The sequence below is a fragment of the Streptomyces sp. NBC_00984 genome (assembly GCF_045162475.1).
Classification (GTDB): Bacteria; Actinomycetota; Actinomycetes; order Streptomycetales; family Streptomycetaceae; genus Streptomyces.
In genome coordinates this window covers 1,771,788-1,786,188 of sequence record NZ_CP108734.1, presented here as the reverse complement: position 1 = coordinate 1,786,188, position 14,401 = coordinate 1,771,788, and the positions used below count along the sequence as shown (strand labels likewise).

Here is a 14,401-nt window from a genome sequence, read left to right as displayed (position 1 = left end):
GAGCCGCGCGCGGCTCGGTCAGGCGGCGTGGCCGCCGTCCACCGTCACCTCCGTGCCGGTGATGTACGCCGCCTCCTCGCCGGCCAAGTAGGCGATGAGGGAAGCCACTTCATCCGTCGTGCCGAACCGGTCCAGGGCGGTCGCCGAGCGCTGGCCGGCGGCGAACGGGCCGTCGGCCGGGTTGAGATCCGTGTCGACCGGGCCGGGCTGCACCAGGTTGACCGTGATGCCGCGCGGGCCGAGTTCACGGGCGAGCGGCCTGGTGAGACCGGCCAGCGCCGACTTGCTCATCGCGTAGAGGGTGGAGCCGGGGCCGCCCGCGTACCGGCTCAGGGCCGTGCCCACGGAGACGATGCGGCCGCCGTGCTCCATCAGCTCCGCCGCCGTGCGGCAGGCCAGGAACACCGCCCGCACATTGATTGCCAGCACCCGGTCCACATCGGCGGGGGTGAGGGTGCCGATGGGCCCGAGGACGCCGATGCCCGCGTTGTTGACCAGGATGTCCAGCCGGCCGAGCGCGTCCGCGGCGCCGGTCACGGCCGCCGGTACCGCCTCGGGGTCGGCCGAGTCCACGCGCAGGGCGATGCCGCGCCGGCCGTACGAGCGGATCCTCTCGACGACCGCCAGTGCGGCCGCCTCGTCCTGTACGTACGTCAGTGCCACATCGACGCCGTCCCGGGCGAGCCGCAGGGCGGTCGCGGCGCCGATGCCCCGGCTGCCTCCGGTGACGAGTGCGGTCCGGGTCGTGCCGGTGGTGGTGGTGCTGGTCATGATGGCTTCCTTGCAGGTCGACGGTGTTTCGTCGGGCGCTTCGACACGCGTCGTGCGCTTCGACATGGACCAGGAAAGCCCTTCCGCCCGGCCGTCACCGGCGGGAATCGGACGCCTGCGCGGGACGCCGTTCGCGCTCGGACCGATGAGTTCCGGGTGGCGGCGGGGTCGGAAGAGAAGGACGACCGACCGGACCAGGAGAAGGACCATGGCGAAGCTGACTCTCCGGCACAGTGGCGGGGGGCCGGCCTGCTGGGGCTCGTCCTGAGCGCGATCTTCCTCGTGGAGACGTACGGCGTCGTGCACACCTCGGCGACCAACGCGGGCCTCGTCATCAGCCTCACCATGATCTTCACGCCGCTCGCCGAGGCGGCCGTGACACGCGTCCGGCCGCCCAGGGCCTTCCTCGCCGCCGCGGCGCTCTCGGGCTGCTCTTCCTCTCCGTCTTCCGCACGCTCTTCGCCTTCTTCGTGCAGATGTGGTCGGTACGCCGCACCTCACCGTCCCGGGTCGGCCTGCTGCTCGGCACGGAGCCGCTCCGGGCCGCCGCCGCGGGCATCGCGATCGACGGTGAACGGCTCGGTGTCCTCGGCGCGGTGGGCGCGGTGCTCGTCCTGGCCGGCACAGTCTGGGGCCGCCGGGCAGTGACCCCGGCCGCCTCCTGAGCCGGCCGCCGGCCCGCCGTCCGAAAGTCTCGTGTTCCGCGACTTTGGTCGCTCGACGTGTCCGTGCGGCCGGGGGCATCCGTCCGGCCTGGGTAGTTTTGTGGCATGACGCGTACGGAGTACCGCTGGCTGCTGCCCTCGGCAATGGCCGACCCCGAGCTGCCCGACGACCGGCGCGGCCGCTCGCGACGCACCGTGCGGGACTGGGCCGTCGACCTGACCGCCTTCCTCTGCGCGGCCGTGGTCGGCATGCTCGCGGCGGCGGCGATCGAAGCGGACCCCACCACCCCTGACGGTGTCCTGTTCGCCGACATCGTGATCGGTGCCCTGGCCTGCTGTGCCCTGTGGGTGCGGCGGCGGTGGCCGGTCGGTGTCGCGGTGGCCCTGGTTCTGGTCGCAACGGTCGAGCCGGTCTCGGCGGGGGCCATGCTCGTCGCGCTGTTCGGCGTGGCCGTGCACCGCCCGTTCCGGCCCGTCGCGGCCGTCGGGGCGCTCGCCCTGGCCCTCGCCCCCGTACAGTCGTATCTGCGCCCCGACCCGGATACCTCGTTCACCGGGGCCACGGTCGTCGGAGTGCTGCTGCCCCTGCTGGTGATCAGCTGGGGCATGGTCGTACGGTCCAGGCGCCAGCTCGTCGTCACCCTGCGCGAGCGGGCCCACCGGGCCGAGACCGAGGCGGAACTCCGGGCCGAACAGGCGCAGCGGCTGGCCCGCGAGGCCATCGCCCGCGAGATGCACGACGTCCTCGCCCACCGGCTGACGCTGCTCAGCGTCCACGCCGGTGCCCTCGAATTCCGCCCCGACGCACCGACGGCCGAGGTGGCCCGCGCGGCCGGGGTCATCCGGGACAGCGCGCACGAGGCGCTGCAGGACCTCCGCGAGATCATCGGAGTCCTGCGCAGCCCCGGCGAGAGCGACGGCGACCGGCCGCAGCCCACCCTCGCCACCCTGGACTCGCTGATCGCCGAGTCCCGGCTGGCCGGCATGAAGGTCACCCTCGACAGCCGGGTCGGCGACCCCGCCGCGGCCCCCGCCGCCACCGGCCGCACCGTCTACCGCATCGCCCAGGAGGGCCTGACCAACGCCCGCAAGCACGCGCCCGGCGCCGAGGTCACCGTCATGGTCACCGGCGCCCCGGGCGAGGGGCTCACCGTCGAGGTGCGCAATCCGGCGCCCACCGAACCCTTCGAGCAGGTCCCCGGTTCCGGCCAGGGGCTCATCGGCCTCACGGAACGCGCCACCCTGGCCGGGGGCAGCCTCGACCACGGGCCGGAACCGGACGGCGGCTTCCGCGTCCGGGCCTCGCTGCCGTGGCCGGCCTGACCGTCGCACCCGCCCCGGACCGACGGTCCCCGGCGCGTCCGGTGTCCGGGCCTGGCTACGGTTGTCGTCATGACCACCTCCGCCCCGATGGATCCCGCGGCACGGCCCGTCCGGCTGCTCATCGTCGACGACGACCCGCTCGTACGGGCCGGCCTCGCCCTCATGCTCGGCGGCGCCGACGACATCGACATCGTGGGGGAGGGGACGGACGGCACCGAGGTCGCGGAGCTCGTCGACCGGCTGCGCCCCGACGTGGTGCTGATGGACATCCGGATGCCCGGCATGGACGGGCTGACCGCGACCGAGTCCCTGCGCTCCCGCCCCGACGCTCCGGAGGTCGTCGTCCTGACGACGTTCCACGCCGACGAACAGGTGCTGCGGGCCATCCGTGCCGGGGCGGCCGGATTCGTCCTGAAGGACACCCCGCCGGCACAGATCGTCGACTCGGTACGACGGGTGGCGGCCGGGGACCCGGTGCTGTCGCCCGCGGTGACGCGCCGGCTCATGGCCCGCGCCGCCGGAACCGGTCCCCGCGACTACCGGATGGACCGTGCCGACCGGGCACGGCAGCGGATCGCCGCACTCGCCGAGCGGGAACGCGAGGTCGCGATCGCCGTCGCGCGCGGCCGTTCCAACGCCGAGATCGCCGCGACGCTCTACCTCAGTGTGGCGACCGTGAAGACGCAGGTGTCCCGGATCCTGGCCAAGTTCGGCTTCAACAACCGTGTCCAGATCGCGCTGTTGGTGCACGACGCGGGTCTGCTCGACGACGACGGCGCGGAGCCGGCGACGTAGGGTGAACCGGCCGGTCCGAAGCGACCGGGCCGAAGGAGCCGTCAGACCGGGAGGGGCGATCCCATGTCCGATGCCAGTGGCCGTGCCGAGGTCGATGTCGATCTGCGCGGGTTCGCGGACTTCACCGCGAACCCGTATCCGTACTACGAGAAGCTGCGGGCCGCGGGCCCGGTGCACACCGTCCGCACCGACGAGTTCGAGCGCGTCTGGCTGGTGGTGGGATACGAGGAGGCCCGCGCGGTCCTCGCCGACCAGCGGTTCGCCAAGGACTGGCGGGGCCTGCCCGGCGCACCCGCCGAGAGCGACCCCATCTTCCTCAACATGCTGGAGCTGGACGCGCCCCACCACACCCGGCTGCGCAAGCTCGTCGCCCGGGAGTTCACCGCCCGCCGGGTCGAGGCCCTGCGCCCGCGCGTCCAGCAGATCGCCGACGAGCTCCTCGACGCGATGGTGCCCGCCGGACGCGCCGATCTCGTCGACGCGCTGGCCTTCCCGCTCCCGATGACCGTCATCTGCGAGCTGATCGGTGTGCCGGACCTGGATCGCGACGCCTTCCGCCGGCTGTCGAACGGCGTCGTCACCCCCGCCTCGCCGGAGCAGGAGTTCGAGGCGGTGCGCGCCATGAACGAGTACCTCCGCGAACTCATCGAGGACAAGCGGTGCTCGCCCGGCGACGACCTGATGAGCGCCCTGGTCAGGACGCGCGACGAGGAGGGCGACGGTCTGTCGCCCGACGAACTCGTGGGCATGGCCTTCCTGCTGCTGGTGGCCGGCCACGAGACCACGGTCAATCTGATCGCCAACGGGGTACGGGCACTGCTCGACCACCCCCGCCAACTGGCGGCCCTGAGGGACGACCCGGAGCTGATCGGCGGCGCGGTCGAGGAGATGCTGCGCTACGACGGGCCGGTGGAGACCGCCACCTTCCGCTACCCCCGCGAGCAGGTCGAGATCGGGCGGCGGGTCGTTCCGGCGGGCGCCCCGGTCCTGGTGTCCCTGGCGGGCGCCGACCGGGACCGCGGCCGCTACCCGGAACCGGACACCTTCGACATCCGCCGCGACGCCCAGGGACACCTGGCCTTCGGGCACGGCGTCCACTTCTGCGTGGGTGCGCCGCTGGCCCGCATGGAGGGCCGGATCGCGATCCGTACGCTGCTGGAGCGGTGCCCCTCCCTCGCATCGGACGCGGAGGGCGGGGAGCTGGACTGGATTCCCGGGATGCTGATCCGCGGGGTGCGCGGGCTGCCCGTCCGCTGGTGAGACAAGGAGCTCTGTCATGACCGGACTTGACCTGCGGATGGCGCGGAAGGTGCTCGACAGCCAGCCGTTCAGCGGACTCGTGGGGGCACGGATCACCGCTTTCGGGGACGGCGCGGCCACCCTCGAAGTGGACATCCGCCAGGAACTCCAGCAGCAGAACGGCTTTCTGCACGGCGGGGTGCTGGCCTACGCCGCCGACAACGCGATCACCTTCGCCGCCGGTACGACGCTCGGCCCGGCCGTACTGACCGGTGGTTTCTCCATCCAGTACGTCCGGCCCGCCACCGGGAGCACTCTCGTCGCCCACGCAGAGGTCGCGCACACCGGCCGCCGCCAGGCGGTGGTCCGCTGCGAGCTGTTCGCCGCGGAGGAGGACGGCGAGCGGACGCTCTGCGCGGTCGCGCAGGGGACCGTGCTGTCGGCCGCCCCGCAGTCCTCCTGAGCCGCCCTAGGACCGCGGTGTCGCGCCGTCGGTGATCTCCGCGATCGTCACGGGGCGCCGCTCCCGGCGCGACACCTCGCACGCCTCCGCGATCAGCAGCGCGAACCACGCCTCCCGGCCGTCGCACGGATTGGGCAGCTCGCCCCGCACCACCCGTACGAACGCGTCCAGTTCGGCCTCGTACGCCGGAGCGAACCGCTCCAGGAAACCGGGCCAGGGGCTGGCGGGAGCCGAAGGGCCCTCGGGTTCGGCCGAGGTGACCGGTGTCCGGCCGTCCAGGCCGACCGTGATCTGGTCCAGATCGCCCGCCAGCTCCATCCGTACGTCGTAACCGGCGCCGTTGCAGCGGGTGGCCGCCGCCGTGGCCAGGGTGCCGTCGTCGAGGGTCAGCAGGACCGCCGCCGTGTCGACATCGCCCGCCGCCCGGAACATCCCGGGCCCGGCATCCGATCCGGCGGCGTACACCTCCGTCACCTCACGGCCCGTCACCCACCGCAGCATGTCGAAGTCATGGACCAGGCAGTCCCGGTACAGCCCCCCGGAGAGCGGCAGATACGCGGCGGGCGGCGGGGCGGGGTCCATCGTCACCGCCCGCACGGTGTGCAGCCTGCCCAGCGCACCGGCCCGCACGGCGGTGCGGGCCGCCCGGAAGCCCGCGTCGAACCTGCGCATGAAGCCCAGTTGGAGCACGCTCCCGGCCCGGTCGACCTCGCGCAGCGCGCCCAGGGTCCCCGGCAGGTCCAGGGCGATCGGCTTCTCGCAGAACGCCGGGAGCCCCACCCGTGCCGCCCGGCCGATCAGCTCCGCGTGCGCCGAGGTGGCCGAGGCGATCACCACGGCGTCCACACCCGCGCCGAACACCTCGGCGGCGCCCGGGACGGCCGTCGCGCCGGTGCGCCGCGCGACCTCGGTGGCCCGCGCCCCGTCGGTGTCCGTCACCACCAGGGCGTCCACCTCGGGATGGCGGGCCAGCACGCCCGCGTGGAAGGAACCGATCCGGCCGGTGCCGATGAGTCCGATACGCATGGACCCAACGTGCCCGCCCGCCGGCTGCGCTGTCAACCATATGTCCTGACAAGGTGCGGCTTGTTCGTTGGTCATGCTGTCCGGACAACAGGACGACCGGACTACCGGAGGTTCTGACGTGAGGGATACCCTCCACGCGTGCCCAAACCCACCACCGACCCCGACGCACTCGAACTCGGCGTGGACCGCACCAGCCCGATCCCCCTGTACTTCCAGCTGGCCCAGCAGCTGGAAGCGGCCATCGAGCAGGGCCGGCTCGCCCCCGGCAGCCTCCTCGGCAACGAGATCGAGCTCGCGGCCCGGCTCGGCCTGTCCCGGCCCACGGTCCGCCAGGCCATCCAGTCGCTGGTCGACAAGGGTCTGATGGTCCGCCGTCGCGGCGTCGGCACCCAGGTCGTGCACAGCAGGGTCCGGCGCCCGCTCGAACTGAGCAGCCTCTACGACGACCTGGAGGCCGCGGGCGGGCACCCCACGACCCGCGTCCTGCGCAACACCGTCGAGCCCGCCGGCCCCGAGGTGGCCGACGCCCTGGCGGTCGCCGAAGGCACCGACGTACACCTCGTCGAACGGCTCCGGTACGCCCACGGCGAGCCGCTGGCACTCCTGCGCAACCACCTGCCGCCCGGGATCGTCGACCTGGACACCGGACGGCTGGAGACCACCGGCCTGTACCGGATGATGCGCGGCGCGGGCCTCACCCTGCACAGCGCCCGCCAGACCGTCGGCGCCCGGCTCGCCACTGCCGACGAGGCGGCCGGGCTCGCCGAGCCGGAGGGGGCCGCCCTGCTGACGATGGAGCGCACCACCTTCGACGACACCGGACGGGCCGTCGAGTTCGGCTCCCACATCTACCGGGCCTCGCGCTACACCTTCGACTTCCAGCTGCTCGTACGGTGACGACGGCCGCACGGCCCCGTTGACGTCTCGTACGCCCACCGCTAGAACTCCTCCAGCCGCACTCGGGCGGCCGGGAGAGAAGGCGGACCCACCATGCGTACCTCTCGCAAGGCAGCAACCCTGATCACCGTCGCGGCCCTCGGTATCGTCGTCGCCGGCTGCAGCGGCTCCGGCGGCAGGAGCGCCGAGGAGAAGCCCGCGGGAGGAAGCGGCGGCGCGGGCGCGCCCGCCACCACTGCCCGGATGAAGATCGCGATGGTCACGCACTCGGGGGAGGGCGACACCTTCTGGGACATCGTGCAGAGCGGCGCGAAACAGGCGGCGGCCAAGGACAACGTCGAGTTCCTGTACTCGGCGAACAAGGAGGGCAAGGAACAGGCCCAGCTCGTCCAGGCCGCCATCGACCAGAAGGTCGACGGCATCGTCGTCACCCTCGCGAAACCGGAGGCGGTCAAGGACGTCGTCGCCAAGGCCGTGAAGTCCGGCATACCCGTGGTGACCATCAACTCGGGCGCGCAGTTCTCCAAGGAGATCGGCGCGCTCGGGCACATCGGGCAGGACGAGCAGGTCGCGGGCGAGGCCGTCGGCGAGGAGCTGAACGCGCGGGGCCGCAAGAAGGCCGTCTGCGTCATCCACGAGCAGGGCAATGTGTCGCTGGAGGAGCGCTGCGCCGGGGTGCGGAAGACCTTCGGCGGGACGGTCGAGAACCTCAATGTCGAGGGCACCAACATGCCGGCCTCCACCTCCTCGATCGAGGCGAAGCTCCAGGCCGGCAAGGACATCGACGCGATCGTCACCCTCGGCGCCCCCTTCGCCGCCGTTTCCGTCAAGGCCAAGGAGGGCTCCGGCAGCACGGCGGAGGTCGACACCTTCGATCTGAACGCCGAGGTCGTCAAGAGGCTGAAGGCGCACGAGGTCGGCTTCGCCGTCGACCAGCAGCCCTACCTCCAGGGCTACCTCGCCGTCGACGAGCTCTGGCTGAACAGGACCAACGGCAACGTCGTCGGCGGCGGGAAGCCGGTGCTCACCGGCCCGGCGATCGTCACCGCCGACGACGTGCCGCAGCTGGAGAAGTACACCGCGCGCGGTACCCGGTGAACCTCCCGCACACCGCCGCGCGCACCCGGTGCCGACACACGCGTCCCGCCCCTGCCGGGCGATGCCGTCGACCGCTCGGGGATACTTGGCCAGCCGGGCCGGGTGTGCATCATCCCCGGCCCCTCCAGGCAGCACAGCGAGCAGCACAAGAAGGGCACGGCGTCGTGGCAAGGGTTCGGACAGGGGTACGTGCGATGGGCGCCGTGCTTGCGGCGGTGCTCGGGGCTTCCCTCGTGGGATGCAGCAGCACCGGTGGCAAGCGGGCGGAGGAGCGCGCGGCCCAGGCCGCCGCCGAGGGCCGGTCCGCGGTGAACACGCCCCGCTGGACCTTCGCCATGGTCACCCACTCGGGCGACGGCGACACCTTCTGGGACATCGTCCAGCGGGGCGCCGAGCAGGCGGCCGGCAAGGACAACATCAAGTTCCTGTACTCGCACAACGACGAGGCGCAGCAGCAGGCCCAGCTCGTCCAGGCCGCCATCGACCAGAAGGTCGACGGGCTGATCGTCACGCTCGCCAAGCCCGACGCGATGAAGGACGTCGTCGCCAAGGCCACCAAGGCCGGTATCCCGGTGATCACGGTGAATTCGGGCTCCGCGGAGTCCAAGCAGTTCGGCGCGCTCACGCATATCGGCCAGGACGAGTCGATCGCGGGTGAGGCCGTGGGCGACGAGCTCAACGCGCGGGGCCGCAAGAAGGCCCTGTGCATCCTGCACGAGCAGGGCAACGTCGGCCACGAGCAGCGCTGCGCCGGAGCGAAGAAGACGTTCGACGGGCAGATGCAGAACCTGTACGTCGAAGGCACCAACATGCCCGACGTCCAGGCGTCCATCGAGGCGAAGCTCCAGGCCGACAAGAACATCGACGCGGTCGTCACCCTGGGCGCGCCGTTCGCGGACGCCGCCGTCAAGGCGAAGAAGACCGCGGGCAGCAAGGCCGAGATCGACACCTTCGACCTGAACGCCAAGGTCGCCACGGCCCTCCAGGACAAGACCCTCGGCTTCGCGGTCGACCAGCAGCCGTACCTCCAGGGGTACGAGGCGGTCGACCTGCTCTGGCTCTACCGCTTCAACGGCAATGTGCTCGGTGGCGGACGCCCGGTCCTCACCGGACCGCAGATCATCACCTCGAAGGACGCCGCCGAACTCGCCCAGTACACGAAGCGGGGGACCCGATGAGCACGGTCGCCGGACCGTCCGCCCCCACCGGGGCCGACGAGCGGCTGATGCGCACCTCGCCGCTGCGCAGACTGCTCGGCCGCCCCGAGCTCGGCTCGGTGGTCGGCGCCGCGGCCGTCTTCATCTTCTTCTCGATCGTCGCCGACAGCTTCCTGCGCGCCTCCAGCCTCGGCACGGTGCTGTACGCGGCCTCGACGATCGGGATCATGGCCGCGCCGGTGGCGCTGCTGATGATCGGCGGCGAGTTCGACCTCTCCGCCGGTGTGCTGGTCACCAGCTCCGCGCTGGTCTCGTCGATGTTCAGCTATCAGATGACGGCCAACGTCTGGGTCGGCGTCTTCGTGTCGCTGCTGGTCACCCTGGCCATCGGGGCGTTCAACGGCTTCATGCTGACCCGGACCAAACTGCCGAGCTTCATCATCACGCTCGGTACGTTCCTGATGCTGACCGGCCTCAATCTGGGCTTCACCAAGCTGATCAGCGGCACCGTGTCCACCAAGGCCATCGGCGACATGGAGGGCTTCGACTCGGCCCGCAAGGTCTTCGCCTCGCAGTGGACCATCGGCGGCGTCGAGTTCAAGGTCACCATCCTGTGGTGGGCCGTACTCGTCGCGATCGCCACCTGGATCCTGCTCCGCACCCGCTTCGGCAACTGGATCTTCGCGGTCGGCGGCGAGGCCGACGCGGCCCGCGCGGTCGGTGTCCCGGTGATCCGTACCAAGATCGGGCTCTACCTCGGGGTCGCCTTCGCCGCCTGGGTCTCCGGCCAGCATCTGCTGTTCTCGTTCGACGTGGTGCAGTCCGGCGAGGGCGTCGGCAACGAACTGATCTACATCATCGCGGCCGTCATCGGCGGCTGTCTGATCACCGGCGGCTACGGCTCCGCGATCGGCTCCGCGGTCGGTGCCTTCATCTTCGGCATGACCAGCAAGGGCATCGTGTACGCGGAGTGGAACCCGGACTGGTTCAAGTTCTTCCTCGGAGCCATGCTGCTCCTGGCCACCCTGCTCAACGCATGGGTACGCAAGCGCGCGGAGGCGACGAAATGACGGCCCCCAAGGCACCGGCCGACCCGGAGGCGTCCCACCGGGCGCTCGTCGAGCTGGACCACGTCAGCAAGTTCTACGGCAACATCAAGGCCCTGACGGACGTCTCGCTGGTGGTCCACGCGGGCGAGATCTCCTGTGTGCTCGGCGACAACGGCGCCGGCAAGTCCACCCTGATCAAGATCATCGCGGGGCTGCACCGGCACGACGCCGGGACCTTCCTCATCGACGGCGAGGAGACCACTCTCGCCAACCCGCGCGACGCCCTGGACCGCGGTATCGCCACGGTCTACCAGGACCTGGCCGTCGTCCCCCTGATGCCGGTCTGGCGCAACTTCTTCCTCGGCTCCGAGCCGACCACCGGCGCCGGCCCCTTCAAGCGCCTCGACGTGCGGCTGATGCGCGAGACGACCCGCTCCGAGCTGCTGCGCATGGGCATCGACCTGCGCGACGTCGACCAGCCGATCGGTACTCTCTCCGGCGGCGAGCGCCAGTGCGTCGCCATCGCGCGGGCCGTCTACTTCGGCGCCAAGGTGCTCGTCCTGGACGAGCCCACCGCCGCACTCGGCGTCAAGCAGTCCGGGGTCGTGCTCAAGTACGTCGCGGCCGCCCGCGACGCGGGTCTCGGCGTGGTCCTCATCACGCACAACCCGCACCACGCGTATCTCGTCGGTGACCGTTTCGTGCTGCTGAAGCGGGGCGCCATGTCCGGCAGCCACACCAGGGCGAGCATCACTCTGGACGAGCTGACCCGCCAGATGGCGGGCGGCAGCGAGCTGGAGGAGCTCAGCCACGAGCTGGAACGGGCCCCCGCACCGACCCGTCTCGGCGGCCACCCGCTCCCCGGCAAGCCCGAGTAGCCCCGGCCGGGACCGGCCCCCTGCGCACCGGTCCGCCAGCCCCGGTGTCCCGGCAGTGGCAGAATCGAGCCCGACGGGCGCAGTCCGCCGCCGGGAGCACCGCCCCCGGCTCCCCCCAGACCCCGCAGGGACGATGAGCACGTACCGCGACTTCACACACCGCGGCTCCGCCCGCGCCACCGTCCTGCGGACCGTGGGCACCAGGGAGCGGCGCTCGCACCTCACGGCACCGCGGGTACCCACCGTCGGCATCGACATCGGCGGTACGAAGGTGATGGCGGGCGTCGTCGACGCCGACGGCAACATCCTGGAGCAGCTGCGCACCGAGACGCCGGACAAGTCCAAGAGCCCCAAGGTCGTCGAGGACACCATCGTCGAGCTGGTCCTGGACCTCTCCGACCGGCACGATGTGCACGCCGTCGGCATCGGGGCGGCCGGCTGGGTCGACGCGGACCGCTCCAAGGTGCTCTTCGCCCCGCACCTCGCCTGGCGAGACGAACCGCTGCGCGACGCCCTCGCCTCCCGCCTCGTCGTCCCCGTCATGGTCGACAACGACGCCAACACCGCCGCCTGGGCGGAGTGGCGCTTCGGCGCGGGCCGCGGCGAGGACCACCTCGTCATGATCACGCTCGGCACCGGCATCGGCGGCGCGATCCTGGAGGACGGCCAGGTCAAGCGCGGCAAGTACGGCGTCGCCGGTGAGTTCGGCCACATGCAGGTGGTGCCCGGCGGACACCGCTGCCCCTGCGGGAACCGCGGCTGCTGGGAGCAGTACAGCTCCGGCAACGCGCTCGTCCGGGAGGCCAAGGAGCTGGCCGCCGCGGACTCCCCGGTGGCGCACGGCATCATCGAGCGGGTCAAGGGCAACATCCCCGACATCACCGGGCCCCTCATCACCGAACTGGCCCGCGAGGGCGACGCGATGTGCGTCGAGCTCCTCCAGGACATCGGCCAGTGGCTGGGCGTGGGCATCGCCAATCTGGCCGCCGCGCTCGACCCCTCCTGCTTCGTCATCGGGGGTGGTGTGAGCGCCGCCGACGATCTGCTCATCGGCCCCGCCAGGGACGCCTTCAGGCGCCATCTCACCGGCCGCGGCTACCGGCCCGAGGCCCGGATCGCCAAGGCACAGCTCGGCCCGGAGGCGGGTATGGTCGGCGCCGCGGACCTGGCCCGGCTGGTGGCCCGCAGATTCCGCCGTGCCAATCGCCGCCGCGTCGAGCGGTACGAGCGGTACGCCCAGATCTACGACCAGGCCGCGAGCACCATCCGTAATACGCGCAACACCCGCACCTCCTAGGGATCCCCAGACACATGACCGCAGCCGAGCACCCCGTCCTGCCGCGTCAGTCCTCGCCGCCCGACGACCGCCGGCCGCCGCAGGACCGGCGCCGGATGATCCGCCGCCGGCTGATCACGGCGACCATCATCGTGCTGCTCATCGGCATCCCGGCCGGCTATCTGCTGATCTCCGCCGGGCAGAGCCGCCGCGCCGGCCAGAACAAGGAGGCCGAGGCCTCCGCGCAGGGGCTCCGGGAGGGCTGGCCGTCCCGGCTGCAGCGCCGGATCTTCGAACTGCCGATGCCCGGCAATTCCCTGGACGTGCAGTACTACGAGACCAACAACTGGAAGGCCAGCCGGCTGTACGTGGAGTTCCGCACCACGTCCGCCGGGCTCGACCGCTTCCTCGGCCGGATGGGCAGCGGGCGCTCCGATCTGGAGACCGGCAAGGTGACCATCGGCGCCCGTGACCAGAAGGTCTCGGGCTGGACGTTCGGCCCCGGGGCCGAATGGGCGGGTACCAGGCACACCAACAAGGAACCGCGGCCCACCCAGGACATCACGGTGAACATGACCGATCCGATGAACCCGGTCGTCTACGTCGTGTCCGCGGCGACCCCCTGACCGGACCGGGCCGCCGCCGCGGCGAGCAGGTGCGCGCCTCCCGGGAGCGCACCCGCAAGTGGCCCCTCGGCTTCGAGTGGGGCGCCCTTTCCTGAGGAGCCCCGGGGGAGGCGCCCCGGGGCCGCGGTGGTGACGGTGCGTCAGGGGCGGTCGGTCAGATAGCCGCCCATGGAGGTGAAGTACTCCGTCGCGGGCAGCTCCCGGCCGGTCTCGGTCCGTACGCGGGTGATGGCCAGGCCGTGGTTGCGGCCGGTGCGGGCGTCGGCTCCGGCGACGATCACCACGCCTTCGCCCTCGCGGTAGAAGATGCGGCCGGGCGTACCGCCGTAGCGGTTCTGGGACACCACCGCGGCGAGGACCTCCAGACGCTTGCCCCGGTGGAAGGTGAAGGCGCTGGGGTACGGCTCGGACTGGGCGCGGACCAGGCGTTCGAGGTCCTCCGCCGGCCGGCTCCAGTCGATGCGGATGTCCTCGGTGGACCGCTTGTGGAAGAAGCTCGCCCGGGAGCGGTCCTGCTTGGTGAACTCCGTCTGCCCGGCGGCGATGAGGTCGAGTGCGCCGATGGTGACCGGGGCGATGAGGTCGACGGTCTTGTGGAAGAGGTCGGTGGCGGTGTCCGCCGGACCGACCGGAACCGCCTCCTGGCGGACGATGTCGCCGGCGTCGAGTTCGTCGTCCATCATGTGCGCGGTGACGCCCACCTCGGACTCGCCGTTTATCAGGGCCCAGATCAGCGGGGAGAAGCCGGCGTACTTCGGCAGCAGCGAATCGTGCACGTTCAGTGTGCCGTGGCGGGGGAGGCCGAAGATCCGCGGCGGGATCCAGGTCCGCCAGTTGTTGGCCACGATGATGTCCGGGTCGGCCTCCTTGAGGCGCGCGAACAGCTCGTCGTCGTCGGGGCGGTTGCGGATCAGCACCGGGACGCCGTGCTCCTCGGCGAGGTCGGCGACGGAATCGCTCCAGATCTTCTCGTACGCGTGCTCGCTCTTGGGGTGCGTCACGACCAGTACCACGTGGTGCTCGGAGTCCAGGAGGGCTTGCAGGGTGCGGTGCCCCCAGGTCTGGTAACCGAACATGACGACCCGCATGGGGTTCCTCCTCAGGGCAGGGATAGACCGACAGCAAGTAAAGCAAGGCT

The 14,401-nt window shown here is 71.6% G+C and carries 14 protein-coding genes and 1 pseudogene; 12 read left to right on the top strand and 3 right to left on the bottom strand.

Translation table 11 applies throughout. From position 1 onward, the window contains the following. Positions 1–18: 18 nt before the first annotated feature. A complete protein-coding gene (locus OG520_RS07715; protein ID WP_399336174.1) occupies positions 19–771 on the bottom strand; it encodes an SDR family NAD(P)-dependent oxidoreductase in 753 nt (250 codons plus the stop codon). Positions 772–999: 228 nt separating this feature from the next. Between OG520_RS07715 and OG520_RS07710 the strand changes: the two are divergent. The 5 genes and pseudogenes from OG520_RS07710 to OG520_RS07690 form a co-directional block, all read left to right on the top strand. Continuing rightward, positions 1,000–1,436 (top strand): annotated as a pseudogene (locus OG520_RS07710) (EamA family transporter); the annotation flags it as partial. A 105-nt stretch (positions 1,437–1,541) separates the two neighbouring features. Continuing rightward, the gene (locus tag OG520_RS07705) at positions 1,542–2,759 is read left to right on the top strand and encodes a sensor histidine kinase (protein WP_406012666.1); all 1,218 of its coding nucleotides are present in this window, start codon (positions 1,542–1,544) and stop codon (positions 2,757–2,759) included. A 69-nt stretch (positions 2,760–2,828) separates the two neighbouring features. Further along, positions 2,829–3,554 carry a response regulator gene (locus OG520_RS07700; RefSeq protein WP_406012665.1) on the top strand — a complete coding sequence of 242 codons (726 nt, stop codon included), beginning with the start codon at positions 2,829–2,831 and terminating at the stop codon, positions 3,552–3,554. A gap of 63 nt (positions 3,555–3,617) precedes the next feature. Continuing rightward, a complete protein-coding gene (locus OG520_RS07695; protein ID WP_406012664.1) occupies positions 3,618–4,814 on the top strand; it encodes a cytochrome P450 in 1,197 nt (398 codons plus the stop codon). A gap of 16 nt (positions 4,815–4,830) precedes the next feature. Beyond that, positions 4,831–5,256, top strand: a complete 426-nt coding sequence (locus tag OG520_RS07690) for a PaaI family thioesterase (protein WP_266428834.1) — start codon at positions 4,831–4,833, stop codon at positions 5,254–5,256. Positions 5,257–5,262: 6 nt separating this feature from the next. Here OG520_RS07690 and OG520_RS07685 read toward each other — a convergent pair whose 3' ends face one another. Beyond that, positions 5,263–6,282, bottom strand: coding sequence for a Gfo/Idh/MocA family oxidoreductase (locus OG520_RS07685; RefSeq protein WP_406012663.1), 1,020 nt, complete (start codon positions 6,280–6,282; stop codon positions 5,263–5,265). 138 nt (positions 6,283–6,420) lie between these two features. Between OG520_RS07685 and OG520_RS07680 the strand changes: the two genes are divergently transcribed. From OG520_RS07680 to OG520_RS07650, 7 genes are all read left to right on the top strand, one after another. Further along, on the top strand, positions 6,421–7,179 hold the full coding sequence (locus OG520_RS07680; RefSeq protein ID WP_406012662.1) for a GntR family transcriptional regulator: 759 nt from the start codon (positions 6,421–6,423) through the stop codon (positions 7,177–7,179). A gap of 93 nt (positions 7,180–7,272) precedes the next feature. Beyond that, entirely contained in the window at positions 7,273–8,277 is a 1,005-nt protein-coding gene (locus OG520_RS07675; RefSeq protein ID WP_406012661.1) for a sugar ABC transporter substrate-binding protein, read from the top strand. A gap of 194 nt (positions 8,278–8,471) precedes the next feature. Next, positions 8,472–9,455 (top strand): sugar ABC transporter substrate-binding protein, encoded by a 984-nt coding sequence (locus tag OG520_RS07670; protein ID WP_399333055.1) that lies wholly within the window; start codon positions 8,472–8,474, stop codon positions 9,453–9,455. Next, a complete protein-coding gene (locus OG520_RS07665) occupies positions 9,452–10,504 on the top strand; it encodes an ABC transporter permease (RefSeq protein ID WP_399333053.1) in 1,053 nt (350 codons plus the stop codon). Before OG520_RS07670 ends, OG520_RS07665 begins: the two co-directional genes overlap by 4 nt. Next, positions 10,501–11,361 carry an ATP-binding cassette domain-containing protein gene (locus OG520_RS07660; RefSeq protein ID WP_399333051.1) on the top strand — a complete coding sequence of 287 codons (861 nt, stop codon included), beginning with the start codon at positions 10,501–10,503 and terminating at the stop codon, positions 11,359–11,361. Before OG520_RS07665 ends, OG520_RS07660 begins: the two co-directional genes overlap by 4 nt. A 133-nt stretch (positions 11,362–11,494) precedes the next feature. After that, a complete protein-coding gene (locus tag OG520_RS07655; protein ID WP_266428855.1) occupies positions 11,495–12,658 on the top strand; it encodes an ROK family glucokinase in 1,164 nt (387 codons plus the stop codon). A gap of 14 nt (positions 12,659–12,672) precedes the next feature. Then, positions 12,673–13,263, top strand: coding sequence for a hypothetical protein (locus OG520_RS07650; RefSeq protein ID WP_406012660.1), 591 nt, complete (start codon positions 12,673–12,675; stop codon positions 13,261–13,263). Positions 13,264–13,403: 140 nt separating this feature from the next. Here the strand turns inward: OG520_RS07650 and OG520_RS07645 are convergent, their stop codons facing one another. After that, on the bottom strand, positions 13,404–14,351 hold the full coding sequence (locus OG520_RS07645; protein ID WP_399333047.1) for a methionyl-tRNA formyltransferase: 948 nt from the start codon (positions 14,349–14,351) through the stop codon (positions 13,404–13,406). Positions 14,352–14,401: the final 50 nt, after the last annotated feature.

Bases quoted from the DNA above. Each gene is read 5' to 3' on its own strand.
- OG520_RS07700 (WP_406012665.1), top strand. From the start codon at position 2,829: ATGACCACCTCCGCCCCGATGGATCCCGCGGCACGGCCCGTCCGGCTG.
- OG520_RS07685 (WP_406012663.1), bottom strand. From the start codon at position 6,282: ATGCGTATCGGACTCATCGGCACCGGCCGGATCGGTTCCTTCCACGCG.
- OG520_RS07695 (WP_406012664.1), top strand. From the start codon at position 3,618: ATGTCCGATGCCAGTGGCCGTGCCGAGGTCGATGTCGATCTGCGCGGG.
- OG520_RS07690 (WP_266428834.1), top strand. From the start codon at position 4,831: ATGACCGGACTTGACCTGCGGATGGCGCGGAAGGTGCTCGACAGCCAG.
- OG520_RS07715 (WP_399336174.1), bottom strand. From the start codon at position 771: ATGACCAGCACCACCACCACCGGCACGACCCGGACCGCACTCGTCACC.
- OG520_RS07675 (WP_406012661.1), top strand. From the start codon at position 7,273: ATGCGTACCTCTCGCAAGGCAGCAACCCTGATCACCGTCGCGGCCCTC.
- OG520_RS07655 (WP_266428855.1), top strand. From the start codon at position 11,495: ATGAGCACGTACCGCGACTTCACACACCGCGGCTCCGCCCGCGCCACC.
- OG520_RS07650 (WP_406012660.1), top strand. From the start codon at position 12,673: ATGACCGCAGCCGAGCACCCCGTCCTGCCGCGTCAGTCCTCGCCGCCC.
- OG520_RS07670 (WP_399333055.1), top strand. From the start codon at position 8,472: ATGGGCGCCGTGCTTGCGGCGGTGCTCGGGGCTTCCCTCGTGGGATGC.
- OG520_RS07705 (WP_406012666.1), top strand. From the start codon at position 1,542: ATGACGCGTACGGAGTACCGCTGGCTGCTGCCCTCGGCAATGGCCGAC.
- OG520_RS07660 (WP_399333051.1), top strand. From the start codon at position 10,501: ATGACGGCCCCCAAGGCACCGGCCGACCCGGAGGCGTCCCACCGGGCG.
- OG520_RS07645 (WP_399333047.1), bottom strand. From the start codon at position 14,351: ATGCGGGTCGTCATGTTCGGTTACCAGACCTGGGGGCACCGCACCCTG.
- OG520_RS07665 (WP_399333053.1), top strand. From the start codon at position 9,452: ATGAGCACGGTCGCCGGACCGTCCGCCCCCACCGGGGCCGACGAGCGG.